This window comes from Rhodococcus sp. 06-470-2 (assembly GCF_002258235.1).
Lineage (GTDB): Bacteria > Actinomycetota > Actinomycetes > Mycobacteriales > Mycobacteriaceae > Rhodococcoides.
This window is the reverse complement of record NZ_NOYB01000036.1, coordinates 76442-102832: the sequence shown is the minus strand read 5'-3', so window position 1 is coordinate 102832 and position 26391 is coordinate 76442. Positions and strand designations below refer to the sequence as shown.

The following is a 26391-nucleotide window of genomic DNA, read 5'->3' as shown; positions in this document are numbered from 1 at the left end:
GCAGCGCTGTTCTAGCTGCCTTCTCGGACGAGGTCGTCCGCCGCACGAGCGATCGCCAGCTCCTCGTCGGTCGGCACCACCAACACCGTGACGGCAGACGCGTCGGTCGAGATCACCCGAGCCTGTTTGCTGCGCAGCGCATTACGCTCGGCGTCGATCTCGATGCCGAAGCCCTCGAGATTCGCCAGGGCATCCGCACGCACCGCTGCGGCGTTCTCACCGACACCGGCGGTGAACGTGATGGCGTCGAGCTTGCCCAAGCCGATCATGTACGCGCCGATGTACTTGCGGAGGCGATGAATGTAGACCTCGTACGCCAGACGTGCGGAGGCGTCCCCGTCGTCGATGCGCTGCTGCAGTTGTCTGAAGTCGTTGACCCCGGACAGTCCGATCAGGCCGGAGCGACGGTTGAGCAGGTCGTCGATGTCGTCGACGCTCATGCCTGCACTGCGCCGCAGGTGCATGATCACACCGGGGTCGATATCCCCACTGCGGGTACCCATCACGAGCCCTTCGAGTGGAGTCAGTCCCATCGAGGTGTCGACCGCCTTGCCCCCTGCGACGGCCGAGGCCGAGGCACCGTTGCCCAGATGCAGCACGATCTGGTCGATGTCGGCGAGGTCGCGACCGAGGAACTGCGCCACCTGCTCGGACACGTACCGATGCGAGGTGCCGTGGAAGCCGTAGCGCCGAATGTCGTGCTCGGCAGCGACGGTTGCATCGATGGCGTAGGTCGCGGCGGCGTCGGGCAGGGAATGAAAGAAGGCCGTGTCGAACACGGCCACGTGCGGCACGTTCGGCAGTTGCTTCCTGGCGACCTCGATGCCCAGCACGTTCGGCGGATTGTGCAGCGGTGCAAGGTTGCTCAGATCGGAGATCTGTTGCACGACGGAGTCGTCGATGATCGTCGGACGGTAGAAGACCGTCCCGCCGTGGACCACACGGTGCCCGACGGCGGTGACCGATTCCAGTTCGACGCCTGCGTCGGCGAGCATCTCGAAGGCCAGGGCCAGACCGGCACCGTGATCGTCGATGCGCTGGACTCGCTCGACGGTCTCGCCCCGGTGGTCGAGTTCGACGCGTCCGTCGGACTCACCGATGCGCTCGACGAGCCCGCTGGCCACGGACTCCCCCGAGCCGGGGTCGACCAGTTGGAACTTGACCGAGGACGAACCGGAGTTGACGACGAGGATGCTCACTTGCCCTCCCCATCGGCCGCGGCGATGCCCTGTGCCTGAATCGCGGTGATGGCGACGGTGTTGACGATGTCCTCGACCAGCGCGCCGCGCGAGAGATCGTTGACGGGCTTGCGCAGGCCCTGCAGAACGGGTCCGACGGCGACCGCACCGGCACTGCGCTGGACGGCCTTGTAGGTGTTGTTGCCGGTGTTGAGGTCCGGGAAGATGAACACCGTCGCACGGCCTGCAACGTCGGAGTCGGGCAGCTTCGACGCGGCGACGGACGGTTCGATCGCCGCGTCGTACTGAATCGGACCCTCCACGAGCAGTTCCGGATTGCGTTCGCGCACAAGTGCTGTGGCTTGCCGTACCTTGTCGACATCGGCTCCGGAACCGGACTCACCGGTGGAGTACGACAGCATCGCCACCCGCGGCTCGATACCGAACTGGGCTGCTGTCTGCGCGGAGGACACGGCGATGTCGGCGAGTTGCTCGGCCGTCGGGTCGGGTACGACGGCGCAGTCGCCGTAGGCGAGAACACGATCGGACAGGCACATCAGGAAGATCGACGACACGGTCGACACGCCCTCGGTCGTCTTGATGATCTCGAACGACGGCTTGATGGTGTGCGCGGTGGTGTGCGCGGCACCGGAGACCATGCCGTCGGCAATTCCCTTGTGCACCATCATCGTTCCGAAGTACGAGATGTCGGCCATGATCTCGCGGGCACGGTCGATCGTCATGCCCTTGTGTTTGCGCAGCTCGGTGTACTCGGCGGCGAAGTCCTCGGCGTAGTCGCAGTTCTTGGGGTCGAGAACCGTTGCACTGTCGAGATCGACGCCCAGTTCCGATGCGCGTCGTCGAATGGGGCCCTCCTCGCCGAGGATCGTCAGGTCCGCGACCTGACGCTGCAGCAGACGTCCGGCAGCCCGGAGGATGCGATCGTCACCGCCCTCCGGAAGCACGATGTGCTTGCGGTCGGCGCGGGCTCGGTGGATCAGCTGGTACTCGAACATCTGCGGGGTCGTGATGGTGGGGATGGCGATGTCGAGCCGCCCCAGAAGGGTTTTCGCGTCGACCCGCTGTTCCATCAGTCCGAGTGCGGTGTCCACCTTGCGCTGCGATCCCACCGCCACGCGGCCGCGCGTCTGCGCTGCAGCGGAGGCGGTATCGAAGGTGCCGAGCTCGGTGGTCAGAATCGGCAATCGGGGTCCGAGTCCTGCCACCAGACGAGCGATCGCCGGATGGGGTTCGATGCCGCCGTTCATGATGATGCCGGCCAGTGAGGGAAAACCCTCCGCCTCATGGGCATTGACGAGAGCGAGCAGTACGTCGGACCGGTCCGCCGGCGCGATGACGACGACGCCCTCGGTGAGGCGTTCGAGGATGTGTTCGGCCGTCATACCACCGACCATGACCCGCAACGCTTCTCGCTGCAGCAGCGACGAGTCACCGGAGTACAGGGAACCGTCCACCGCCTCGAGCAGCTCCGCCATCGTCGGCGCGACGAGCAGCGGGATCTCCGGCAGCGACCACGCAGGCACGCCGACGGACGCCAAGGCGTCGGTCACCGCATCGAGATCGTCCGGCGCGCAACGGTTGGCCACGATCGCGGCCAGGTGTGCATGATGCTGACGCAGCTCGCCGTGGCACAGAGTGGCCAACTGCGCGATCTCGTCGGGCGTGCGACCGGACCCGCGCAGCGCAAGCAGCACGGGGGCACCGAGATTGACGGCGATGCGGGCATTGAAACCGAGCTCACTCGGGCTGCCGACGTCGGTGTAGTCGCTGCCCACGATCACCACGGCGTCGCACTGAGCGGCCACCTCGTGGTACCGGTTGACGATCTCGCTGAGCGCTGCATCCGCATCGGCGTGCACCTGCTCGTACGTGACACCGAGCGACTGCTCGTACGTCAGATCTGCGGTGGTGTGCTCGACGAGCAACTCGAGGATGTAATCCGGCTCGTCGGTGGAGCGGGCGATGGGACGAAACACCCCGACCCTGGCCGCGGACGCGGCGAGCATCTGCAGCACACCGAGCGCGATGGTCGACTTCCCGGTGTCCCCTTCCGGTGACGCGATGTAGATGCTCGAGGGATACATGTCCGACGCGTCGGTGCCGCTGGGCTCAGCCATGCCCGCCAGCCTAGTAGGGGTCGTTCCGCAGGCTCCACTCCTGCCCAGTGGTTGTGCTGTTGACACCGGGCGCGGTCGGGTTGTCCCATGAACCATGGCCGAATCACCGTTCCCGGATGTGCGCTGGGGCAGCGAAACCTCGTTCATCCGCAAGCCCGCCGTGAAGTTCGCGTCGACGAAGCCCGGTTCGTGGGTCATCAGGAACCTCGCAGGCGTCGACCGGTGGTTGCTGACCAAGTCCGACGGCCGCTTCACCGTCCTCGGCCCCATCGCGGCACCGGTGGTGTTGCTGACCACCACCGGCCGCAAATCCGGCAAACCCAGGACCAGCCCGCTGCTGTACTACCGGGAGGCCGACAAGATCTACGTCGTCGGATCGAATTTCGGACAGCAGCACCACCCGGCGTGGACGTCGAACCTGCTCGCCGACCCGAAGGCCGTCGTGGCCATCGGCGGCAAGAAGATTCCGGTGACGGCCACCCGCATCACCGGCGACGAGAAGGCACGCATCTACCGCCAGTTCGACGCGATGGTCGAGGTGTACGGCGAATACGAGACCAGGACCGACCGCGACATGCGATTGTTCGCACTCACGGCCGATCGCTGATCTCGTCGGGAGTCAGCCGAGCTTGCGCAGGCGCGGCGCGAGGTCCTTCTCGAACAGTTCGAGGAACCGCTTCTGATCGTGGCCCGGTGCGTGGAACACCAGGTGGTTCAGGCCTGCGTCGGTGTACTGCTTGACCTTCTCCACTGCCTCGTCCGGGTCCGATGCCACGATCCAGCGCTTGGCGACCTGTTCGATCGGCAGCTCGTCGGCGGCCTTCTCCATCTCGATCGGATCGTCGATCGAGTGCTTCTGCTCCGGCGTCAGTGACAGCGGTGCCCAGAAGCGGCAATTCTCCAGCGCCAGTTCGGGATCGGTGTCGTAGCTGATCTTGATCTCGATCATCCTGTCGATCTCACCGGCGTCGCGCTCGGCCTTGCCCGCGCCCTCTTCCACCGCGGGAAGCAGTTTGTCGGTGTAGAGCTCCATGCCCTTGCCCGAGGTGCAAATGAATCCGTCGCCCGCACGTCCTGCATACCGCGCGACGACGGGTCCGCCTGCGGCGATGTAGACCGGGATGCCGCCCTCGGGGACGTCGTAGATCGACGCGCCCTTGGTCGTGTAGTACTCGCCCTCGAAGTCGACCCGGTCGCCGAGCCACAGCTCACGCATCAACCGCACCGACTCACGCAGGCGCGCGAATCGTTCCTTGAACTCCGGCCATTCGCCGGTGAACCCGGTGGCGATCTCGTTGAGCGCCTCACCGGTACCCACACCGAGCATGATGCGTCCGGGATACAGGCAGCCCATGGTCGCGAACGCCTGCGCGATGACCGACGGGTTGTAGCGGAACGTCGGCGTCAGCACCGAGGTGCCGAGCTGGATCGTGTTGGTGCGTTCACCGACGGCCGTCATCCATGCCAGCGAGAACGGCGCATGGCCACCCTCGTGTCGCCACGGCTGGAAGTGGTCACTGACCGTCGCCGAATCCATACCGTGCTGCTCGGCCAGCACACCGAGCTCGACCAACTCCCGCGGCCCGAACTGCTCCGCCGATGCCTTGTAACCGAGTTTGAGACCCTGCGCCACGCCGAACTCCTGTCGTTGGTCGTCCTAGTTCTTCGATTGTGCACCCGCGGTGGTCGGCTGAGTACTACTGGATCCCCAGAACCGTGACCACTGCAGCCAGCAAAGCCACCGCACCGATACCGATCGCGAAGATCCACAGGTCTCGAGACTCCGGCATCGGTGCACCGTTCTCCAGAGCATGTCGAACGCGCAGCCACCGCCGTAGGCCGATGATCGGTGCCGCTGCGGCGAGGCCGATGAGAATCAGACCGAGGGTCGTCCGAACCCATCCCGTGCTGAAATCGGGAACCAGGTGAACGATCGCGATTCCGCCGGCCAGAAGCCCGAGCGACGTCCTCAGCCAGGCGAGAAAGGTGCGCTCACTGGCGAGCGTGAACCGCTCGTCGGGGCGCGTCACTGCCGTGCGGTCATGCGCTCGCGAATCAGATGGGCAACCGATTCAGGATCGTCGGGGGTGAAGACCGGCGAGATGCGGCGGATGGTGAGCACCACTGCAGTGTCCTTCTTGGGACGCGTCACGTCCAGCGGAAGCCACTGGTCGATCCAGGACGCACCCCACAGCCGCCACCGCCCGTTCCAGTTGCCGAGAACAGCGGTATCGACCGCGCGAATCCTGCCGTAGGGCACGAGCTTCTTCGTGGCGAAGGGGAAGTAGTAGTACCTCAGGGTGACGCCTGCCTCGTCGAGACGGACCAATCCGTCGTCGTAGATCACATCCCGATTTGTTCGCACAGGTAACGGTATGCCTTCGGGCTCAGAGCGCGCAACAGCGAATTTCGAGACCTATCGCGCGTTCGGCGCGGGCGTACGGACCAACGTCAGCTGCGAGGTTCGACGCAACTCGAACCCGATGGACAAGTAGAGCTCGATGGCGCGCACGTTCGCGTCCGACGCATGCAGGAACGGCTCCTCACCGCGGGCGCGAATACCGTGACCGACCGCACGAACCAGGTCGGTGGCCAGACCCTGTCCGCGGAAGGCCGGGTCGGTGCACACCGCGCTGATCTCCGTCCACCCCGGAGGGTGCATGCGCTCGCCCGCCATCGCGATCAGCGCGCCATCGCGTCGAACACCGAGGTACGTGCCGAGTTCGATGGTGCGGGGCAGGAACGGTCCCGGCTCGGTGCGGCCGACCAGATCGAGCATCTCCGGGACGTCCGCGGCCGTCAGCTCGACCGCCTCGGCGACGGGCCGCGTCTCGAGATGCGTGCCGACCAGCTGCACCAAACCGAATGTTTCCACATGCGACCACCCCTCGGGCAGTGCGCGTTCCGGACCGTTCAGCCCTACGACGGTGCGTGGCCCGAACAGAGCGGCGATGTCGTCCCAGTCCTGGGACTCGAGCACGTCGGGGTGCACCAGGAACGGAGACACCTCGGGATCTGCCCGCACGATCCGTCCGCGGCTGACGGAGAACCGCGAGAGCGAGCCCTCGAGGGAACAACGAACGGGGTCGTCGAGAGGATGAGCAGACACGACAGACAGCGTCGCACGAACCGACACACGGCTTTGCGTGCCGTCGGACTCGACACCAATACTTATACCGGTATCGTTGTTCGGCATACGTCGAAAGGCACCACATGATCGAGATCCTCCCTCCCAGCAAGATCCCCCTCGCGCGCGAATCCGGCGCCCTGGTCGCCGGAATACTTCGGACCGTCCGCGAACGCGCCACAGTCGGCACCAATTTGCTCGAGATCGATCAGTGGACCAAGGAGATCATCGAGGGAGCCGGGGCGACGTCCTGCTACGTCGACTACGCGCCGTCGTTCGGGAGCGGGCCCTTCGGTCACTACATCTGCACTTCCGTCAACGACGCTGTGCTGCACGGTCTCCCGCACGATTACTCTCTTGCCGACGGCGATCTGCTCACCCTCGATCTGGCCGTGATACTCGGCGGTGTGGCGGCGGACTCGGCCATCAGTTTCGTCGTCGGCGAGGCACGAGGAGAAGACACCGCGATGATCGAGGCCACCGAACGAGCATTGGCCGCAGGCATCGACGCAGCTCGCCCCGGCAACAAGATCGGCGACATCTCCCATGCCATCGGCACGGTCCTCGGTGCCGCCGGCTATCCGATCAACATGCAGTTCGGCGGCCACGGTATCGGCTCGACGATGCATCAGGACCCGCACGTGTCCAACTCCGGACGGCCGGGCCGTGGCTACGGCCTTCGACCGGGTCTGATGCTGGCACTGGAGCCGTGGATCATGGAGAACACAGACGAGCTGGTCACCGACCCCGATGGGTGGACCTTGAGAAGCTCGACGGGGTGCCGCACCGCGCACAGCGAGCACACCGTGGTCATCACCGACGACGGTGCCGAGATCATGACCCTGCCCAAGCTCTGACCGTCGATCGACTCACCACCGTTTCTCGAAGGTGTTGGAGAACGGGAGCACGTCGTAGGGCGCGAACACCGGGATACGGGTGTAACCGCTTTTCTCGTACAGCCGGACTGCGTCGGGCTGACGGTCTCCGGTTTGCAGGATCAGCCGCGGCAGTCCCTGCTCACGAGCCGCGTTCTCCGAGGCGACCAGCAGCGCCGTCGAGACGCCTGTTCCACGGTGGTCCACATGGACGAACATTCGTTTGAGCTCGAGGTCGAGCCCGTTCCACCGCAGTGCCGCATGGCCGACCGCCTGCTCGACCCCCTCGGCATCGCGGCGGTAGACGACGAACGTGCGGTGCACCGTGCCCTCGTCGACGGCATTGGCCTGGGTCTTCGCCATCAGGGCAGCGCGATCTGCGTAGCGAGGACCCACCTCGGCGGCCATCTCGGCCCGGAGAGCGTCGGCGTCGGGATGATCCCAGTCGACGGAACGGGTGATGAGGTCGGTGCGAGGGTGGAGTGCGTCGGTCACGCCTGATCGCAACACGCGCGAGATCCTGCGGTCAACCGTTGCAATCACGGTGAGCGCATCCCTGACGAAACCTCACCCCATCGATCATTCTGTGACTGTGAACGAGAACTGTCGCTGCCCACGCTGACCATCCGACCCAGTTCTGCAGCGCACGTTCGTCACAGGAGACAACCAGCCATGAGCACCGAAGCCACAGTCGTCCTCCGCATTTCGGACTCGGGCACGTCGTCCTTGCAGGGATTGACCCGCCCACAACTGCACGCACTCGCCGATGCCCTTCGTGGCGCAGCGAAAAGCTATGCCCCGCATGCGAAGATCCTCACCCGATTCGACGTGCGGGTCAACGAACTCAACGCTCCTCTGGTGATCGACCTGCCGGCTCACGACGTGATCGTCGGCGGCAAGAGTGTGCGCCTCAGCCACACCGAGTTCGAGATCTTCGCGTATCTCGCACAACGCCCGCGCGTTGTCGTGAATCGGTCGGAGCTCAGCGGTTCCGACGGCGGTCGCAGCGTCGACGTGCACCTGTCGAGGGTGCGAACCAAACTCGGACACTTCGGTCGTTTGATCACCACCGTCCGCGGGGCCGGCTACCGGTTCGACCCGGAGCCGGGCATCCGCGTCATCACCGACCCGACCGTACTGCGGAGCGCGTGACCGTTACTGCGACAGTGCGACGGACCTGCGACGACGATTTCGGCGAACGACAACGAAGACCAGCAGAGCCACGAGGACCACGGCGATGATCGCGCCCAATGCCGTCGCGCCGCGGAAGCCCGGTGCGCTGGTGTCGAGAGTGCGTTCGCCGGCATGAGCGGCATTGCTGGTTCCGAGAACGATGGTGAGTGTCAACAGGTTCGGGATGGCGGTGACGACAGCCAGGATCACCGATCCGATGGCCAGCTGCTTGCCCGCTCGACCCTTGCGGACCGACCATGCGCTCCAGAAGAACACCAGCGGCGCGAAGGTGCAGACGATGCCGAACAACAGGCCCCACAGAATGCCCTTGGTGAACGTGCGGTCGGCCAGTTCCTCGACCCGCAGACTCCACCAGCGCGGTAGGAAAGCCGCGAGGATGAAATACGCGATCAGCAGAAGCACGATGCCCGCTCCGACGAGGATGGCGCGTCGTTTCCAGTTGGCCGAACTGGTCGACGGTGCGGGCGTGGTCGGATCTGCAGTCATGTCGCAATCGTAGATCGTGCGGAGCGTTACCCCACGCGAGTCGAGACCCGATCGTTAGCTGGACCTCCCGCGAACGAACGACGTTAGACTCCTCGGCCATGGTCGCCGACTCCCTGCGCGAATGGCTCATCGACTCGGATCCGGCGCTGCGTTGGCAGGTCGAGCGCGACATCGTGAACGAATCCCCCGCGATATGGGAGGCAACGCGCGCACGAGTGCCGACCGAAGGATTCGGTGCACGGCTATTGGCGCTGCAGGACGCGGACGGCCAATGGGCGGGTGGTGCGTACTTCCCTGCCGGCTTCGACGGTTCGGCCGAACAGGGGCAACCCTGGACCGCAACCACCTGGTCGCTGAACTCGCTGCGTGAATGGGGTGTCGACCCAGCCGTTCTGCGATCGCGTCGCACTGCAGAACTGCTCGCGGAGAACAGCCGGTGGGAGTACGAGAACCTGCCGTACTGGGGCGGCGAGGTGGACTGCTGCATCAATGCGTGGACCCTCGCCAACGGGCTGTGGCTCGGTGCCGACGTCGAGGGCATCGTCGAATGGTTTCTCGAGCACCAACTGCAGGACGGTGGATGGAACTGCGAGTGGGTCGACGGCTCCACCCGGTCGTCGTTCCACTCGACGCTGAACTCGCTGAAAGGATTGCTGGCGTACGACGCGGCCACCGGTGCCACGATGGAGACGCGGGCCGCACGACGCACCGGTGAAGAATATCTGCTGACGCGAAAGCTGTTGTACACGTTGTCCACCGGCGAGGCAGTCGGACCCTGGGTGAGTCGCTTCGTCCACCCGTTCCGCTGGATGTACAGCGCTCTCAACGCACTCGATTATTTTCGGCACGCGTCTCTGCTCGACGGAACGCCGCCGGATCGCCGTCTGGAGGAGGCAATCGGAGTCGTCCGGGCCGCCCGACAGAGCGACGGAACGTGGTTGCAGGGTCGAACCCTGTCCGGTCGGGTCTGGTTCGAGACCGACGTGCCGGAGGGCGAACGCTCGAAGTGGCTGACCTTGATCGGAACCCGAGTGCTGACATGGTGGGATTCATACGACCGCTGAGGGTGCGGGCCAACCCCCGTCCGTATTCAGCCGCGAATACCGAAGTCGACGGCAGCGTGGGTGCAGGCAGGTTGTGATCCCAGACGATCGATGATGGCCGTCAGTCGTCTTCTGAGCCAGGTCATGAACGCGACGCTAGGCTCGCCGCCCGAATAGCGCACCCGTTGCAATCACGCTGATTCGAAGGCCTGGCGCTACCGATCCTGTTCCGTCGACCTCCAAGAAGATCCGGTCTCCCGTTCGAAAGCTGGTCGCACGTCGACCGTGTCGTACACGATCGACAGTGTTGTGATCCGGCCGTCGTCGTCGAGTTCGGCGACATCGACGACGTCGAACGGGGCAGCCACCCCGGAGGGTAGCCGCCAGTCGACATGGAACCAGAACGTGACGAGCCGCGTTCCTGCCGAGGTGCGCCCCTCTGACACGCCCTTCGACGTCAGCTCCGCGCTGTCGGTATCGATGAACAAAGCGCGATAGAAGTCGGGTGCGGGAGTCGGACCGTACAACGGCGAATGCACAACGGCACCTGGCGCGAACAGACTCACGATCGCATCGAGGTCGGCGCGATGGAGGGCGTCGAGGTAGCTCTTCACCAGGTCGTCCGTGGCCGAGTTCATGCGCCAACGCTAACCGATCGCAGAACGTCCGCGGCGGCCCGCCACAGAGCGGATCGCACAGCTCCCGCGTCAGGGAATCAGGACGAACTTTCCGCGCGGGTGCGTCGACTGCAGTTCGGCGTGCGCCCTCGCGGCGTCGGAGAGCGGGAAGGTCTTGGCGACCGTCACTTCGATGACTCCCGCGGCGGCCTGCTTCAACAGGGCGGGCGATGCGAGGCGTCGACGCTCCATGCTTGCCGGCCCACCGACGGTCGAGAACCCGTCCGCTTCAGCACGGCCGAAGGCGGCCGTCGTCACCAAACGTGCTCGGTCCGTGAGCACTTCGAGAGAGACATCGATGGCCTCGTCGGTACCCACGGCATCGACGGCTGCATCGATACCGTTCGGGGCAGCCGCACGAACACGATCGAGCAAGCCATCACCGTATTCGACGGGCTCGGCCCCGAATGCTCGCAGTGCGTCGTGATTCTGTGCGCGTGCGGTTCCGATGACGGTGGCACCGCGCTCTTTCGCGAGCTGGGCCACGACGGATCCGACGCCGCCTGCGGCCCCGTGCACGAGGACCGTGTCACCGTCTTTCACGGCGACGGATTCGAGTGCGTCGTAGGCCGTTCCGGCTACGGCCAGCACTCCGGCAGCAACGTTCCAGTCCAATGCGGCCGGCTTCGGAAAGACGAACCGTGCGGGAACCAGAATCCTCTCGGCGTAGGTACCGTTTCGGCCCGACACGATCACGGCGTCGCCGACGGCGATGGGTCCGACCGGCCCCTCGACGTCTCCGCCGACCGCAACGACGATGCCCGACGCCTCACTGCCCAACGCGATCGGGAGCTTGGATTCGTCGGTGCCGAACGCGCCGCTGTAGCTCTTGTAGTCGAAGGGATTGACGCCGATCGCCTTCAGCTCGACCAGGACCTCACCGTCGGACGGTTCGGGAACCTCTCGTTCGACGATCTCGATGACGTCCGGCCCGCCGTAGGACGCTGCCACTGCTGCTCGTGTCATGGAACCTCCAACGGTCGATGCGGTGAGTATGTTCCGATCACACCCGTAGTCGCGGCAGTCCCCACTCCTTACCGAGCAGCTCGTACGAACGCAACCGATCCACGTGATCGTAGGTCACCGAGGTGAGCACCAGTTCGTCCGCGCCCGTCGCCTCCTGCAACGCCTCCAACCTGTCCGTCACGGTGGCTGCGGATCCGACGAACTGGGTCTCCACCCGATCGGCGACGAGCCGATACTGCTCGTCGGTCAACGGCGTGGCACCGTCGGGATTCGGATACTCGGCGGCACCGTGTCCACTGCGAATGCTGTACACCCACTGCGGAAACGACGCTGCCAGCCCACGTGCCTGCTCGTCCGATTCCGCGACGACCACATCGGCCGACACCGCCACGTACGGCTCGGACAGACCTGCCGAGGGCACGAAGGATCGGCGATACTCGTCGATCGCGTCGAGCGTCGTGCCCGGGCTGAAGTGATAGCTGGCCGCGAAGGGCAGACCACGCGCACCTGCCTCACGCGCAGTCGGCCCCGCGCTGCTGCCGAAGAGCCACACCGACAAGCCCGCACCCGCACCCGGCCTCGCCGTCAACGGCACACCGTCCCGTTCGTAAGTCCCGGCGAGCAGCGCGGCCAGATCGTCGAGCTGACCGACGAAATCCGGTGCCTGCGCCTCGGGCTGTTGCAGCGCGGCCAGGGACGCCGAGAGCAGTGGGGTCCTACGTGGTGCAGCCTCCGCCGGTGCGGGAGGAAAGAGCCCACTGGGATCGGGCGACGACACACGCTCGGGCATTCCCCGCCCATCGCCTGCGACCGCCTCGGCTCGTCGCTGACCCGACCGACCGACCCCCAGATCGATCCTTCCCGAATACAACGCGTCGACGGTCCCGAACGATTCGACGACAGCTGCGGCCGTGGTGAATCCGAGTTGAACGGCCGCCGATCCGACGCGAATCCTGTTGGTGGCAGCAGCAATCAGGCCGATCAGCACCGCGGGCGACGAACTCGCGACCCCGACAAAGTGGTGCTCGGCCACCCAGTAGCGCTCATAGCCCCACTCCTCGGTCTGGCGTGCAAGGTCGACCGTGTTTCGCAGCGCTTGCTGGACGGTGGACCCCTCGCTGATCGGGGACAGATCGAGAACGGACAATGGAACTCGGGTCATCTCGGGTTCTTCTCCCCTGCCTCGACGGCGATGGTCAGCCTGTTCTCGGTAGGCGCAACCGGGCACGTCGCGTAGTCGGTGAACGCACACGGAAGGTTCGATGCCCGGTTGAAATCGAGAACGACGGTGCCGTCCACCGGTGCGGGCACTGCCAGGATCCGTGCAGCCGGATAGGTGGTCACCCCGCTCGTGGCGTCGGTGAACAGGACCTTCAGACCATTGCCGTTGCCACCGAAGGCAATCAGCTGCGCAGCGGCACCGGCCAACTCGAAGTCGAGAGTGCCCACGGCCGAGTGGTGATGTTCGAGTCCTTCCACCACGGCTCCGGTCGTGACGGTCACCGGAGAGTCGTACGGGGTGAACGTCCCGGTGGCAACGAACTCCTCGTCGGGCTCGTAGGCCGGGATGCCGTCGTACGACTGCAGGGTCTGCGCTTTCGGATCGTGCACCCGCAACGCGACCGAACCGGTCCGACGGATCACCTCGATACGCCGATCTCCGTCCTGCACCAGGATGCCCGGTGCGCCCTCCACCGGATTCAGCGCGGTCACGCCATCGAACCCCTCGACGGTCACCGAATCGGCGTCGGCCCTCCACCGGCCGGGAAGATCCGCGACGGTCTCGAATTCATCGGTCAGCCAATACAACCCGGTCAAGGACACCCAACCGAGGGGATCACCGTAGGACGCCTCTCGCTCGGCATGCCATTGCTTCCAGTCCTGCTCGAAATCGCTCATGATGCTCGCACTCCTTCTCGCTGTTCGTACGGATGCCGCAGACCGAGGTGCTCGCGCAAAGTGGTGCCGGTGTATTCGGTGCGGAAGCTACCGCGGTCCTGTAATTCCGGAATCACTCTGTCGACGAATTCGTCGAGGCCGGCAGGGGTGATGTGCGGGACGAGAATGAAGCCGTCGCTCGCGTTGTTCTGCACGTAACTGTCGATCTCCTCGGCCACGTGCGCGGGGGTTCCGACGAACTGCTGCCGTGTCGTCATCGCGATGATCAGTTCACGAATACTCAGGTTGTCTGCTTCGGCTCGCTCGCGATACTGCTGGGCGATGGTTCTGGGGTCGCCGTGTCTCGCACGGCCACGGGTGATCGACACATCGCCGCTGGGTTCGATGTCGGGCAGTGGCCCGTCGGGATCGTATGCGGACAGGTCCTGTCCCCACACCTGTTCGAGGAACGCGATGGCCGTCCTGCCGCTGACCTGCTGATTCCGGATGTGATCCGCCTTCTCGGCGGCGTCCTGCGCAGAATCTCCGAGCACGAACGTCGCCGCGGGCAGCACCTTCAGGTCGTCGTGATCGCGGCCGTACTTGGCGAGCCGACCCTTGACGTCGGAGTAGAACTTCTGCCCGTCCTCGAGAGTGCCGTGGATGGTGAAGATCGCGTCGGCCTTGGCGGCACCGAATTCTCGACCTTCATCGGAATCGCCCGCCTGCAACAGAACCGGATGTCCCTGCGGACTGCGCGGCAGCGTGAAGCGGCCCTCCACATCGAACTGGGGTCCGGAATGCCGGACCGTTCCGATCTCCGATTCGCGGCCGAAGACTCCACGCTCGCGATCGACGACGAACGCGTCGGACTGCCATGAGTCCCAGAACTTTCGCGCGACGTCGATGATCTCGTTGGCACGCACGTAGCGGTCGGCACGATCGAGGTAGCCGCCCCGCCGAAAATTCTCGCCCGTGAACGCGTCCGAGGACGTCACCATGTTCCACGCCGCTCTACCGTCGGACAGGTGATCCAGCGACGAGAACTGTTTGGCGAGCTCGAACGGCTCGTTGAAGGTCGTGTTGATCGTCCCGGCAAGTCCGAGCCTGCTCGTCACCGACGCAAGCGCGTTGAGGACGGTGAGCGTATCGGGTCGCCCTACTACATCGAGGTCGTGAATCTTGTTGCGGTGCTCACGCAGTCGCAGCCCTTCGGCGAGGAAGAAGAAGTCGAACAGGCCGCGTTCGGCCGATTCGGCGAGGTGTACGAACGAATCGAACTCGATCTGGCTCTTCGACTCCGGATCGGCCCAGACGGTGGTGTTGTTGACGCCCGGGAAATGGGCACCCAGATGAATCTGCTTCTTCGTCACAGGCTCTTCCCTTCGAGTGCATAGCGATTGGCCGGACGTCTCAGGCCGAGACGCTCGCGCAAGGTCGATCCGCTGCGGGTGTCCGTGGCCGGAAGTGCTGCCACTCCGGACGGCAGCGCGAGCGGTACCAGCGTGACTCCGTCCAGGCCGGCCGCCTCGACGGATCCGAGGAGCAGGTGCAAGCCCGCCAGGTCGCCGATATGCGACACGGACTCGGCGACTCTGACGTGCCCCGCCCAGTTGTCGAGCTGAGCGAGTTCTTCAGCGGCAGAATCGGATACCAGGGTCTCCACATCCAACAGAACGAACACGTCGGCCGGGTCACGGCCTTCCGCAACGACGGCCCGTCGAATACGGGCGGCAACAGTGGCCGCATCCTCGACTGTGTCGGCGGCGATGCGGACGATGTCGGCGCGCGCCGCGGCCACCGACACGGACTCCGTGGAGTCCACGCGGATCACGACGAGCGGCTGCCCCTGCGGAGACCTCGGAGTGATGGACGGGCCCTTGACCGAGAAGTTCTCACCCTCGAAGTCGATGTAGTGCAGCTTGTCTCGGTCGATGAACCGCCCCGACTCGACGTCGCGAATCTCGGCGTCGTCCTCCCAGCTGTCCCAGAGCCTGGTGACGACCTCGACTGCCTCATCCGCCTCACGCCACAGACTACTGTTGTCCTGCTCCGCTTTTCGGCCGAACAGCGCTGCCTGCTCGGCTCCCGGACTGACCTCGACCTGCCACCCGGCCCGGCCGTGGGATGCGAAATCCAGGCTCGCGATCTGCTTCGAGATGTGAAACGGCTCGGTGTGCGTGACGGTGATCGTGGGCACCAGCCCGATCTTCTCGGTGAGGGCGGCTGCCCGTGCCGCGACGGCTGCGGCCTCGAGCGTCCGACTGGCGAACGAATCGCCCAGGAAGGCGACATCGACACCTGCTCGATCTGCAGCCTGGAGCTGGTCGATCCAGAATCCTGCTGTGAACACTTCTTCGGCGCGGGAGTCGGGGCGACGCCAGGCCTGGGAATGTGCGCCGGTGCCTTTCAGCTCGATCGCGGTCAGGAACAGCGTGTCAGACACTGGTGCTCGCTTTCTCGTGCGCGCTTCCGGGGATGGCCCCGAGTAGCTCGCGGGTGTAGTCCTGCTGTGGATTGTCGAACAGTGCTGCGGTGTCGCCGTATTCCACGATGACTCCGGATTGCATCACGGCCACGGTGTCGCTGATCTGACGCACCACGGCCAGATCGTGGGAGATGAAGAGGTAGCTCAGACCCAGCTCGGACTGCAGGTCGCCCAGCAGCGTCAGAATCTGCGCCTGCACCGATACGTCGAGGGCCGAGACCGGCTCGTCGAGCACCACCAGTTCCGGCGCGAGGGCCAACGCGCGGGCGATGGCGACGCGCTGACGCTGCCCACCGGAGAGCTCGGCCGGCCGGCGCGACAGGTAGTCGCCGGTGAGTGCCACCTGATCGAGCAGCGTCCTGGCACGCTCGGAACGCTCACGCGAGGTACCGACCTTGAACGCGTCCAACGGTTCTCGCACGATCTCCCCGACGCGCAACTTCGGGTTCAGTGAGGCGTACGGGTTCTGATAGACGATCTGTACACGCCGCCGCAGTTCACGCTTGGCCTTGCCACGCAGACCCGTGATGTCCCTGCCGTCGAACGTGACCGACCCCGACGACGCGGTCTCGAGACCGATCGCGATGCGCGCCAACGTGGATTTGCCGGAACCGGATTCGCCGACGAGCGAAACGGTGCGCCCACGTTCGACGGTCAATGTGGCTCCCTTGACCGCATCGAGGTGGACGCCGCGGCCGATGGTGAAGCGCTTCGAGACGTCGCCGACCGTCAGGATCGGCTCGCCGACCGTGGGGCGCGCGGGTCGTACGGCGGTGTTCAACGAGGGCGCTGCAGCCAACAGCTGACGTGTGTACGCGTGGGTCGGGTTCGCCAGCACCTCTGCAGTGGGGCCGGATTCGACGATCCGTCCTGCGCTCATGACGATGAGGCGGTCGGCTCTGTCCGCAGCCACGCCCAGGTCGTGGGTGATCAGCAGGACCGCGGCACCGGTCTCGGCGATCCTGGTGTCGAGATGGTCCAGGATGCGACGCTGCACGGTGACGTCGAGGGCGCTGGTCGGCTCGTCGGCGATCACCAGTTCCGGGCGGCACGCGAGAGCGATTCCGATCAATACGCGCTGACGCTGCCCACCGGACAGGTCCTGCGGATACTGCCGCGCCCGCACCTCGGGGTTGTCCAGCCCGGCTTCGGTCAGGATCCGAATCGCCTCGATCTTCGCGGAGCGGCGATCGGCCAGACCGTGCACCCGCAGCACCTCGGCAACCTGGTCGCCGACGCGAACAACCGGGTTCAGCGAGGTGGTCGGATCCTGCGGGACGAGCCCGATGTGGCGGCCGCGCAACCGGTTCAGCGTCTTGTCCGACGCCGTATCGAGCCTTTGCCCGTCGAACGTCACCGATCCGCCCACGATGCGTCCGGAACCCGAGAGCAGGCCGATGAGGGCGTGCGCAGTCGTCGACTTTCCGGAGCCCGATTCACCGACCACGGCCACCACTTCACCGCGGTCGACGGTGAACCCGATGCCGGAGACGGCGGTCGTCTCAGCGTAGTTCACGTGCAGATTCTCTACTTCGAGAATGGGGCTCATCGCGATCGCCTCTCGAGTGCATGCCCGAGGCGGTGCGCGGACACGACGACAGCCACGATCACCAATCCCGGCAATGTGGTCATCCACCATGCGGTGGCCAGGAAGTTGCGGCCCTCGGAAATCAGCGATCCCCACTCCGGGGTGGGTGGAGCAGCACCGAAACCGAGGAAGCTGAGCGCCGATACCGCGAGAACCGCCATACCGAATTCGACTGCAGCGAGAGCGATCACCGGGCCGTACGAGTTTCTGAGGATGTGCCTGCGGAAGACATCGAACCACCGCACACCCGAGGCGTACGCCGCTTCGACGTACAGCGATCTGCGCACCCGCAGTACCTCCGAGCGCATCACTCGGGCGAAATTGGCGATCAGCGTGACTCCGACGGCGATAGCGACGTTCACGGTGCCGAAGCCCAGTGCGGTCACCAGCGCCAACGAGAGCAACAACGTCGGAATCGACAGCAGGACATCGACGATTCGCATCAGCACCGCGTCCACGATTCGGCCGACGGCACCCGAGACCAGACCGATGATCGAGCCGACCACCAGTGCGATACCGACCGCCAACAGCGTTGCCGTCAGCGACAGTCCGGAACCGTGGACCACTCGGGTGAAGACGTCACGGCCGATGTTGTCGGTGCCGAACCAGTGCGACGCGCTGGGTGCCTGGAGCTTGTCGGCCGGCGTGCCGACCAGCGGGTCGCCGCTGGCGAAGACGGACGGGAACAGCGCGAACCCGAGAGCCGACAACAGCACGATCACGGAGGCACCGAGCCAGATGTGTTTCACCACGTCTCGCAGACCTCGTCGCCGCGTGGGTACCGGTGCTGCTTCGCCTGCCTCGGGACTCGTCGAATGGACGGCAGGTTCACGAATCAAGATGTCAGACATGAGCTTTCTCCGGTTCTGCACTGGCCTGCGCGGGCCGGTATTCGCGCACGATGCGCGGATCGATCAGCGGATAGAGCAGGTCGACTGCGAGATTGACCAGGACGAAGACCAGCGAAGTGAGAACGACGATGCCCTGCACCACCGGAATGTCCTGCGCCAGCACCGACGTCTGGGTCAGACGTCCCACTCCTGCACGCGAGAAGACCGTCTCGACCACTACCGATCCGGCCAGCAGGGTGCCGACCAGGACCCCGGCAATCGTGAAGGCGGGGATCGAGGACAGTCGCAGAACGTGTCGAGTTTGCACCCGCAGGCGTGAGACCCCCTTGGCGCGAGCCACATCGACGAACGGCTGCTTCCACGTGGTGGCCATGCTGGTGGCCAGGACCTGGGCGATGACAGCGCCGGTCGGTAGAGCGAGCGTCACGGCAGGTAGCACCAACGACGCTGCGCCTGCGTCACCGAACGCCGGGAACCAGCGAAGTCGGAACGAGAACAGTTGCAGCAGAAGTAGTCCCACCCAGAACGTCGGCACGGCCACCCCGAGCGGTGGGAGGGCGAGCAGCAAATTCTTCAGCCAGCCGATACGGGTGTACGTGGCGGCGTAGGCCACCGCGGATCCGAACACGACGGCCAACACCAGCGCTGTCCCTGCCAGACCGAGTGTGCTCGGTACCGCGTCGAGGATGGCCGTCGTCACCGGTTGGCCGGTGGCGATCGACAATCCGAAATCACCCTGCACGGCCCCGACCAGTGAATGCCAATACTGCACCAGCACCGGCTGATCCAGGCCGTAGCGAGCCTGCAGTTCGGCGATGGCCGCAGCGTCCGCCGGGGTGCCCGATCCGGCCGAGTCGACGGCAAGACTGACCGGGTCCGAGGGAAGGAGGAAGAGAACGATGAACGAGATGGTGAAGGCGGCCCACAGCACCGCAAGTGCCTGCAGTACTCGCTGCCCGATGTAGCGGATCACGGCGCTACTGCCCGCTCAGCCAGGTGTCGAAGAACTGCAGGCGGGCCGAGGCCTCGAACTTCAGATCCTTCACCGCCGAAGCCGCGCCGACGGCCTGCGAGAGCTCGATCGTGGGGATCCACAATCCGTTGTCGAGGATCTGTTCCTGCGCGGTTGCGAGAATCTCGTTGCGCGCTGCAACGTCCGTGGCCGAGAGCTGCTCCGTCAACGATGCATCCAGATCCGGAATCGGGCCGCGCGCATTGAGGTTGCGGCCGTCGACTGCGAACGAAGTGCGCAGAATGTCGCCGTCGGCGCGGGTGCTGTTGTAGTACGTGGAGTCGTAGTCCTTGGTGCCTTGCCGCGCCGTCGCCTCCGACGTGGACACCAGCTCGAGCTGTAGGTCGACGCCGACCGCGCGCAACTGCTGCTGGGTCAGCTCCAGGATCGCCTGGTTGCCGGCGAACACGGCCGAGTACATGACCTTGAAACTCAGCTTCTGTCCGTCTTTTTCGCGTATTCCGTCAGCACCGGGAACCCAGCCCGCGGCGTCGAGGAGCGACTTCGACTTCTCGGGATCGTAGGTGACATCTGCGAGTTCGACGTAGCCCGGGGTAGCGCTGGCCAATGTGCTTGTGGCCGTTCGGAAGTCAGGTCCGAGGACCGTGTCGACGAGTTCCTGACGATTGATCGCCGGCACCAGAGCCGTCCGAACGGCGGGGTCCTGCAGCGTACCGCGAGTGACATTGGGCTGAATGCCGAACGGAACGCCGGGGTTGGATGTCGTGAGGATCCGGCCACCGACCGCCTCGATCTGCGGCGCGTCCTGCGGCAGCGCGTCACTGACCGCGTCGAGCTGGTCGGAGGACAAACTGCCGGTACGTACACCCGACTCTGGCACGATGGTGAATTCGATGCGGTCCAGGTACGCCTCGCCCTCGTGGCCGAATACCGCAGAGCCCCAGTTGTATCCGGTTCGCTTGGCCAAGGTGACGGAGCGGTCCTGCTGGTAGTCCGCGTAGGTGAACGGTCCAGATCCGATGTTGGTACCCAAGCACCGCGACTCGGCCGACTGCGCCGACGTCGCAGTGGACTGGATTCCCAGCTGAGGTGTCGAACTCGCCTGGAGGAACTGCGCATTGGGTGCCGAGAACTCGATGCGAACCGTGAGCGGATCGACGACCGTGGCACCCTGATAGCCGGTCAGGTAGCTGGCGGCCAGCGGCGCCTTGGCGGCACCGAGGGTTCCGGTGATGGCATCGAAATTGTCCTTGACGGCGGTGGCGTCGAGCGGGGTGCCGTCGCTGAACGTCACTCCGTCTTTCAGCTGGAAGGTGAACGACCTCGCGTCGGGACTCACTTCCCAGCTCTCGGCCAACCACGGTTCGATCTCGCCGGTCTCCGGATCTTGATCGGTGAGTGAGTCGACCACCTGTCGGGTGACATAGATCGTCTGATTGGTGCCGGACTGCGTGGGGTCGGAGCAGGTCGGGGCCCCGGACAGGCCGTAGCGCAGCGTGCCGCCCGGCTGGGCCGGGCCGGCATCGGCATTCGAGGTGGTGGCGCTACCGGCGCACCCGGCGAGCAGTGTGGCGGTGGCGGCGATTACTCCGGCCACCAAAAGAACAGGGCGAGTGGACACGTGGGTGTCTCCGGTATCTGGTCGATCGCACACGAACTCCCGCGTCCGAGCCACGTGTGCCCAGGAAGGAGGTCGTGCAGATGGTGAGGTGTGGTGTCGAAAAGTACGGTGCCGAAATGTCAGCTAAGACAGGTCGAACCGTTCAGACGGCACAGATCGACATGAATCCGACGGCAACCGTCGACGAAACCTGAGGCGACTCGGGTGTTCACGTAAATTCCTCCATCGGTCCCGGCGGTAGCACCCTCACCCGACAAGCGGGGGGTTGCTGCGACGTCATAGAGCCAGGTCTCTCGGTCGCTCTGGATGGTCCTACGTTTCAGATACTACGAGAGGGTCGGCGCAGTTGCCAACCGGGGTAGGAATTGCGCACGAGGTGGGACTCGGAATGGGCGGCGGCCGGAATCACCCCAACAGTCAGACGGCAACGGTCAATTCAGCGCCTTCGCTGCCGATAGGTTCCGAATCGATGTGTTGCTCTGACCTGTTCGATTCGTGATCGCACACGCGTCGCACCCAATAGCCGATTGTTTCGTCGGCCGCGGCGAACCGATCCAATACATCCACACACAGCCAAGTTGCGACCGAGAAATCCTGCTCCGCAGCATCCAGTCCGATCAGCGTCAACTCGTCGGCCACAGCAAGTAGCGCGTGGTCGACTTCGGAACCTGTGCGTTCGAGCCACGCCAACGCACGCCGCAGCAGCATCCAGTCGGATGCGAACACACGCTCGGTAGCCGATTGTCTGCACAGTTCCGCCGTCGCAGTGAGGGTCTCGACGACCGGTATGGACACTGCGCCGTCCAATTCGGCGAGCAGCCCTCTATCGGAGTCGATCAAGTCGGCCATATACCGCCAACTGGCGGGGAGGTCGACGTCCTCGGACCACAATTCCGTCGTGCCGAATTGGAGTCGGGTGACCAATTCTCTCGGCGAACTGCACGAAGCGAAAAAGCGAAACGCGTCGTTCATCTCGATCATCCCCATTGGGTCACACGAAGCTGACGGACACCGGCTCGACACACGAGTGGCGGAGTTACTGACACGCAGCACGATCGTCACCGAAACCAGCGCCGCTGCTGTGGTCGTTACGTCGGCCTTGACCGTTATTGAACGCCCTGACCAGCGCTGGCGCGACTCGGCGTTACGCAGAATCGACAACGTCACACTATCGATCCATCTGTTATGCGCCACATACCGATTCCAGGTTGGCGATTCTGCTCGGTTCGACCGTCTCGCAGCGTGCCCATGCGGAGAACGTGTGTTCGAAAGTGTGTCGGTGGGTCGCGATAGATTCTGTGCATGCTTTCGGGGGACGGCGGATCAGGGGTGGACGGCATCGAGACGGTGCCGCCCACCCCCGAGGTGTCCGATCCCGAACTGTCGGCACTGGTCGACCGAGTTGAATCCGCGATCGCGGAATTAGCGGAACAGTCGTCGGTAGCGTGGTCGAACGCCGACCGGCGCGCGGTGATCCAACGGATGGAAACGGCGACGAGATCCCTGACGGCGCACTCGTACACCTGGCTCAACGAGCTGATCTCTCAGCACGGCCTCGATGTGTACCCGGGATCGGTGCCGTCGTCGGTGGCGTGGATGCTGCGGATCACCCCACGAGCAGCAGGAGCACGGGTCCGTCTGGCGGCCGAGTTGGGTGACCGCACCGCCTTCTCCGGTGAAGTCCTGCCGCCGTTGCTGCCGCACACCGCGGAAGCGTTGCGGGCGGGGTTGCTCGATGCCAAGCATGTGCAGATGATCCGCGAATTCTTCCGCCACCTGCCCCGAGACGTCGACCCGCAGACCCGCGAGCTCGCCGACGAACAACTGGCGGGCTACGCCTCGACCAGGCGACCCGACGACTTCGCACCGTTGGTGGCGCACCTGGATTCGATCCTCAATCCCGACGGCGACCACGACGAAGACGAAGACGAAGACGAAGACGAGGACGAGGACGAGGGGAAGCCACCGAAACCACCGAAACGCAGGGATGCGTTCTTCTACCTCGGCGAGCAAGGTGCCGACGGAATGTCGGAAGGAAAATTCTGCGTCGACCCCGAACTACGGGCCTACCTCGAAGCCTTGTTCTCCAAAGCCGCGAAACCGGGCGTCAACAACCCCGCAGACCCGACGTCCGTCCTGCATGACGAGACCGGCGGCAAGGACAGCACGAGCCCCGGGGCTGCGAGCGACGGTGCGCGTCCCGATCCTGCAGCAGCCGAACCGGATTCGCCCACACCGAGTGGCGTCTGCGATACCGACACCCCACCGCCACCGGAGCCGGACGACCGTTCGACGAGCGATCAGGGACTGTGGAGCGATGCGGGACTGTGGAACGACGGTTCATGCGACGGCGACGATCCCTGCGACGGTGACGGCCGGTGCGGTGACGGCCTCGACTGTGGTTGCGGCACAAGGCCCGGCGACACAACCGAACCAGAGGACAGTGCTGAGCCCGGCGACACAACCGACCCGGACGACGCAACCGATCCCGACGACGCCGTCGGATCCGACACCGACGACGCACCGGACACCGCAGCACGCGACGCTGCCGCCGCGCGGGATATCCGCACCCAGCGCGAACGCCAACACGACGCCCTCAAACTCGCGCTCCGACACACCCTCGCCTCCGGCACCCTCGGCACCCACCGAGGCCTACCCGTCACCGCCATCGTCACCATGACCCTCAAAGACCTCGAAGCCGGCTGCGGCTACGCCATGACCGCCACCGGATCACGCGTGTCGATCCGCGACGCGATCCGCATGGCCTCGCACGCCCACCACTACCTGACCATCTTCGACGACCACGGCCGAGCCCTCTACCTCGGCCGATCCAAACGCATCGCCTCCGCCGACCAACGCATCGTGCTCATCGCCCGCGACCGCGGCTGCAGTTTCCCCTCCTGCACCCGCCCTGCGACCTGGTGCCAAGCCCACCACGTCACCGACTGGAACACCGGCGGCTACACCGACATCGACGGATTGACCTTCGGCTGCGACATGCACCACGCACTCGTCGGCACCGGACCCGGCAAGTGGGCCACCACCAAAACCGGAGCCCGACATCGCTACCCGGGCCGCACCCTGTGGCACCCACCCGCCGGAATGGACCCCACACGCCGAGGCCTGATCAACCACGCCCACCACCCCGAAGAAGTCCTCTACCCACCCGACAACCACAACGACACCGACGACGAAGAACCACGACAACCCGCCTGACGACCCACACCGCCGTCAGGGGAACAGCCCTGCCTCGAGGACACCGCTCTGCTTCTGCACAACCTGCTACCGACACAGCAGTCCACACACGGGGTGATTCGCGGTTGCGTCCGATGCGGAACAGGTCTTCGATGAGTGCAGCGACCACCGGGGAGGCAGGACATGCCGTACGACGAGCTACTCGCAGACCGCGTCCGCGCCACTCTCGCCGATGAAGCGAATCTGCGCGAGCAGAAGATGTTCGGCGGTCTGGCGTTTATGGTGCGCGAGAAAATGGTGGTGTGCGTCGGGACCGGAACCCGCGCTCTGCTGGTTCGTGTCGACGGTGTGCGCGAACCCGAATATCTCCAGCGGGAGGGAGCACACCACGCCGTGATGGGACGAGACCGGTCGATGGGCCAAGGGTGGATCACCGTCGACGCCGACGCGCTGGCAAACGACACAGCACTGCAATTCTGGGTCGCCGCAGCGCTCGCGTACAACGCGAGCCGAGCCGGCTGATCACTGCAACGGGCTCATTCGAGACTCTTCTCGAAGGGATGTGATCCGACAGTCCTGGACGGCAGGCTCCGGTCGTACAGTGGGGTGTATCCGGCTGACAAGTACAGCGCCACAGCCTCGGGCTGGTTCCAGCCGGTCGTCAGATACACGCGGCGATATCCGCGCTCACGTGCGCTGCGTTCCAGCTCGGCAACGACACGCTTGCCGAATCCCCTGCCGCGGTGCTCTTTCGAGGTCCAGATACGCTTGAGCTCAGCGGTATCCGAGTCGTACTGCCGGTACGCACCTCCCGCCACAGGAACGCCGTCGGACAATGCTATGACCAGCACACCGCCCGGCGGGGCGAATTCCTGCGCGGGATACGACTTCAATTCTTGGTACTGAACGCCGGGACTACGGCCGTACCTGGACGCGTACTCGTTCGCCAGCTCCTGCAGCAGAGGCGCCGCGAGTGGATCGTTCTGATCGACTTCGACGAAGGTAAGCCGCCCTGGACCGGCGTCGCCAGTGCGGGTGTTCAGGTCGAACGTTGCGCTCATGTGCTTCCTGTCTCGTCTATCCGTCGACCAGATCTGCGACCAGTTCCCCGACCGCAGGGGCGAACTTGAATCCGTGGCCCGAGAATCCCGCAGCGACAACGGTGTTGCCTGTGCGTCCGATGGCGAAGTTGGAATCGGGCGTACTGGTGTACAGGCACGTCAGCGGGTCGGCCGTATCGGCGTTCACTCCCGGGAGCCAGTTGCGTGCGTACGCGATCAGGCGATCGACTCCCGCTGGTTCGGGCACGAAGTCGCGGGTGTGCGGATCGACGACCGGTCCCGTGGCGTGTTCGCCGATCTTGATGCCGTCGAGTGAGGACAAGCCGTAGATGCCGGCCGTATCCAGAAGTGCACCGGGATGATGAATGAAGCTCGGCCACTCCACGTCCGGGCACAACGGTACGAAATGTGCCGGCTGTTCCTGGGTGGTGACCAAAGGTGGAATCACCCCCTGCGGCACGAACTCGGATGTCCACGCTCCTGTAGCGAGGACGACCACGTCGGCCACGTAGGTGCGAGTGTCCGTCACCACGGCGGAGCCGGAGAGCTCGCGCACCGGCGTCTCGTATTCGACGGTCGCACCGCGCGATCGAGCTGCTGCCGTTGCTGCGGCGACGCTGCGATCGGCGTGCAGTCGCCCGGCCTCGGCATGGAACAGCACAGTGGTGTCGAATCGAAGTCCGGTCCACCGCCGCTGCGCAGCAACCGGTTCGAGAACCTCGAACTCGAGCCCGGCTCGCTTCAGTGCGTCGATCCTCGGATTCACCGTCGCCGGATCTCCATGATCCACAGCCCCTGTGATGTCCAACAAGTGGGTGTCGGTAGCGGTTTCGAGATCTCGCCAGAGCGTGTGCGCCCGAGCGGCCAGTGATACGTAGTGGTCGTCGGCGTAGGCATGCCGAAAGATTCGCGAACTGCCGTGCGAGGCACCGTTCTTGTGTCCCGGACCGAATTGCTCGAGCACGGTGACGTCGTGCCCGCGTTCGGCGATCTGCCACGCCGACGACGCTCCGACGATGCCGCCGCCGACGACCACTACTTTCACTGTGTAC

27 protein-coding genes and 1 riboswitch are annotated in these 26391 nt (G+C 65.0%); of the genes, 6 read left to right on the top strand and 21 right to left on the bottom strand.

The genetic code is table 11. From position 1 onward, the window contains the following. Positions 1-11: 11 nt before the first annotated feature. Together CH276_RS19740 and pta are read right to left on the bottom strand one after the other, a co-directional pair. Positions 12-1199, bottom strand: coding sequence for an acetate kinase (locus CH276_RS19740; RefSeq protein WP_094630926.1), 1188 nt, complete (start codon positions 1197-1199; stop codon positions 12-14). After that, positions 1196-3316 (bottom strand): phosphate acetyltransferase, encoded by a 2121-nt coding sequence (gene pta, locus CH276_RS19735; RefSeq protein ID WP_176459345.1) that lies wholly within the window; start codon positions 3314-3316, stop codon positions 1196-1198. The genes CH276_RS19740 and pta overlap by 4 nt, the downstream gene beginning before the upstream one ends. Positions 3317-3410: 94 nt before the next feature. On the opposite strand from pta, the gene CH276_RS19730 reads away from it, so the two are divergent. After that, positions 3411-3923: a nitroreductase/quinone reductase family protein gene (locus tag CH276_RS19730; RefSeq protein WP_032393754.1), complete on the top strand. Its 513-nt coding sequence runs from the start codon at positions 3411-3413 to the stop codon at positions 3921-3923. Between the two features lie 12 nt (positions 3924-3935). Here the strand turns inward: CH276_RS19730 and fgd are convergent, their stop codons facing one another. The 4 genes from fgd to CH276_RS19710 all read right to left on the bottom strand — a co-directional run bounded on the left by fgd (position 3936) and on the right by CH276_RS19710 (position 6425). Next, positions 3936-4949 carry a glucose-6-phosphate dehydrogenase (coenzyme-F420) gene (fgd, locus tag CH276_RS19725; RefSeq protein ID WP_032380238.1) on the bottom strand — a complete coding sequence of 338 codons (1014 nt, stop codon included), beginning with the start codon at positions 4947-4949 and terminating at the stop codon, positions 3936-3938. 64 nt (positions 4950-5013) lie between these two features. Further along, positions 5014-5346, bottom strand: a complete 333-nt coding sequence (locus CH276_RS19720) for a YidH family protein (protein WP_032393753.1) — start codon at positions 5344-5346, stop codon at positions 5014-5016. Beyond that, the gene (locus CH276_RS19715) at positions 5343-5663 is read right to left on the bottom strand and encodes a hypothetical protein (protein WP_094630928.1); all 321 of its coding nucleotides are present in this window, start codon (positions 5661-5663) and stop codon (positions 5343-5345) included. Before CH276_RS19715 ends, CH276_RS19720 begins: the two co-directional genes overlap by 4 nt. A gap of 69 nt (positions 5664-5732) precedes the next feature. Continuing rightward, on the bottom strand, positions 5733-6425 hold the full coding sequence (locus tag CH276_RS19710; RefSeq protein ID WP_094631004.1) for a GNAT family N-acetyltransferase: 693 nt from the start codon (positions 6423-6425) through the stop codon (positions 5733-5735). 104 nt (positions 6426-6529) lie between these two features. Between CH276_RS19710 and map the strand changes: the two genes are divergently transcribed. Next, complete coding sequence (gene map, locus CH276_RS19705; protein ID WP_045198715.1) at positions 6530-7300, top strand: type I methionyl aminopeptidase; 771 nt, start codon at positions 6530-6532, stop codon at positions 7298-7300. 12 nt (positions 7301-7312) lie between these two features. On the opposite strand, the gene CH276_RS19700 is transcribed toward map, so the two are convergent. Further along, entirely contained in the window at positions 7313-7726 is a 414-nt protein-coding gene (locus CH276_RS19700; protein ID WP_082074070.1) for a GNAT family N-acetyltransferase, read from the bottom strand. A 264-nt stretch (positions 7727-7990) separates the two neighbouring features. Between CH276_RS19700 and CH276_RS19695 the strand changes: the two genes are divergently transcribed. Then, positions 7991-8470: a winged helix-turn-helix domain-containing protein gene (locus CH276_RS19695; protein ID WP_094630930.1), complete on the top strand. Its 480-nt coding sequence runs from the start codon at positions 7991-7993 to the stop codon at positions 8468-8470. Positions 8471-8473: 3 nt separating this feature from the next. Here CH276_RS19695 and CH276_RS19690 read toward each other — a convergent pair whose 3' ends face one another. Next, the gene (locus tag CH276_RS19690; RefSeq protein ID WP_032393749.1) at positions 8474-8998 is read right to left on the bottom strand and encodes a hypothetical protein; all 525 of its coding nucleotides are present in this window, start codon (positions 8996-8998) and stop codon (positions 8474-8476) included. A 98-nt stretch (positions 8999-9096) separates the two neighbouring features. Between CH276_RS19690 and CH276_RS19685 the strand changes: the two genes are divergently transcribed. After that, positions 9097-10062 carry a squalene cyclase gene (locus CH276_RS19685; protein WP_094630932.1) on the top strand — a complete coding sequence of 322 codons (966 nt, stop codon included), beginning with the start codon at positions 9097-9099 and terminating at the stop codon, positions 10060-10062. A gap of 194 nt (positions 10063-10256) precedes the next feature. Here CH276_RS19685 and CH276_RS19680 read toward each other — a convergent pair whose 3' ends face one another. The 11 genes from CH276_RS19680 to CH276_RS19630 form a co-directional block, all read right to left on the bottom strand. Beyond that, positions 10257-10679 carry a nuclear transport factor 2 family protein gene (locus CH276_RS19680; protein WP_094630934.1) on the bottom strand — a complete coding sequence of 141 codons (423 nt, stop codon included), beginning with the start codon at positions 10677-10679 and terminating at the stop codon, positions 10257-10259. A 69-nt stretch (positions 10680-10748) separates the two neighbouring features. Then, on the bottom strand, positions 10749-11684 hold the full coding sequence (locus tag CH276_RS19675; protein WP_032393746.1) for an NADP-dependent oxidoreductase: 936 nt from the start codon (positions 11682-11684) through the stop codon (positions 10749-10751). A 37-nt stretch (positions 11685-11721) separates the two neighbouring features. Then, complete coding sequence (locus tag CH276_RS19670; RefSeq protein WP_094630936.1) at positions 11722-12846, bottom strand: LLM class flavin-dependent oxidoreductase; 1125 nt, start codon at positions 12844-12846, stop codon at positions 11722-11724. Continuing rightward, entirely contained in the window at positions 12843-13583 is a 741-nt protein-coding gene (locus CH276_RS19665) for a DUF1684 domain-containing protein (protein WP_094630938.1), read from the bottom strand. The genes CH276_RS19670 and CH276_RS19665 overlap by 4 nt, the downstream gene beginning before the upstream one ends. After that, positions 13580-14935 (bottom strand): NtaA/DmoA family FMN-dependent monooxygenase, encoded by a 1356-nt coding sequence (locus tag CH276_RS19660; RefSeq protein WP_094630940.1) that lies wholly within the window; start codon positions 14933-14935, stop codon positions 13580-13582. The genes CH276_RS19665 and CH276_RS19660 overlap by 4 nt, the downstream gene beginning before the upstream one ends. Beyond that, positions 14932-16008, bottom strand: coding sequence for an LLM class flavin-dependent oxidoreductase (locus CH276_RS19655; RefSeq protein WP_094630942.1), 1077 nt, complete (start codon positions 16006-16008; stop codon positions 14932-14934). Before CH276_RS19655 ends, CH276_RS19660 begins: the two co-directional genes overlap by 4 nt. Further along, the gene (locus CH276_RS19650; protein ID WP_094630943.1) at positions 16001-17599 is read right to left on the bottom strand and encodes a dipeptide ABC transporter ATP-binding protein; all 1599 of its coding nucleotides are present in this window, start codon (positions 17597-17599) and stop codon (positions 16001-16003) included. The genes CH276_RS19655 and CH276_RS19650 overlap by 8 nt, the downstream gene beginning before the upstream one ends. Next, positions 17596-18489 carry an ABC transporter permease gene (locus tag CH276_RS19645; protein ID WP_094630945.1) on the bottom strand — a complete coding sequence of 298 codons (894 nt, stop codon included), beginning with the start codon at positions 18487-18489 and terminating at the stop codon, positions 17596-17598. The genes CH276_RS19650 and CH276_RS19645 overlap by 4 nt, the downstream gene beginning before the upstream one ends. Further along, positions 18482-19462 (bottom strand): ABC transporter permease, encoded by a 981-nt coding sequence (locus CH276_RS19640; RefSeq protein WP_094630946.1) that lies wholly within the window; start codon positions 19460-19462, stop codon positions 18482-18484. The genes CH276_RS19645 and CH276_RS19640 overlap by 8 nt, the downstream gene beginning before the upstream one ends. A 4-nt stretch (positions 19463-19466) precedes the next feature. Continuing rightward, positions 19467-21083: an ABC transporter substrate-binding protein gene (locus tag CH276_RS19635; protein ID WP_094630948.1), complete on the bottom strand. Its 1617-nt coding sequence runs from the start codon at positions 21081-21083 to the stop codon at positions 19467-19469. A gap of 219 nt (positions 21084-21302) precedes the next feature. Then, a riboswitch (SAM riboswitch) is annotated at positions 21303-21396 on the bottom strand. A 104-nt stretch (positions 21397-21500) separates the two neighbouring features. Then, positions 21501-22064 carry a hypothetical protein gene (locus tag CH276_RS19630; protein WP_094689125.1) on the bottom strand — a complete coding sequence of 188 codons (564 nt, stop codon included), beginning with the start codon at positions 22062-22064 and terminating at the stop codon, positions 21501-21503. Positions 22065-22385: 321 nt separating this feature from the next. Between CH276_RS19630 and CH276_RS19625 the strand changes: the two genes are divergently transcribed. Both CH276_RS19625 and CH276_RS19620 read left to right on the top strand, forming a co-directional pair. Beyond that, the gene (locus tag CH276_RS19625) at positions 22386-24299 is read left to right on the top strand and encodes an HNH endonuclease signature motif containing protein (protein ID WP_094630950.1); all 1914 of its coding nucleotides are present in this window, start codon (positions 22386-22388) and stop codon (positions 24297-24299) included. Positions 24300-24461: 162 nt separating this feature from the next. Next, positions 24462-24800, top strand: a complete 339-nt coding sequence (locus tag CH276_RS19620; RefSeq protein ID WP_094630951.1) for a TfoX/Sxy family protein — start codon at positions 24462-24464, stop codon at positions 24798-24800. A gap of 14 nt (positions 24801-24814) precedes the next feature. Here the strand turns inward: CH276_RS19620 and CH276_RS19615 are convergent, their stop codons facing one another. Both CH276_RS19615 and CH276_RS19610 read right to left on the bottom strand, forming a co-directional pair. Continuing rightward, positions 24815-25339, bottom strand: a complete 525-nt coding sequence (locus CH276_RS19615) for a GNAT family N-acetyltransferase (RefSeq protein ID WP_094630952.1) — start codon at positions 25337-25339, stop codon at positions 24815-24817. A 16-nt stretch (positions 25340-25355) separates the two neighbouring features. After that, positions 25356-26384: an FAD-dependent oxidoreductase gene (locus CH276_RS19610; protein WP_094630953.1), complete on the bottom strand. Its 1029-nt coding sequence runs from the start codon at positions 26382-26384 to the stop codon at positions 25356-25358. Positions 26385-26391: the final 7 nt, after the last annotated feature.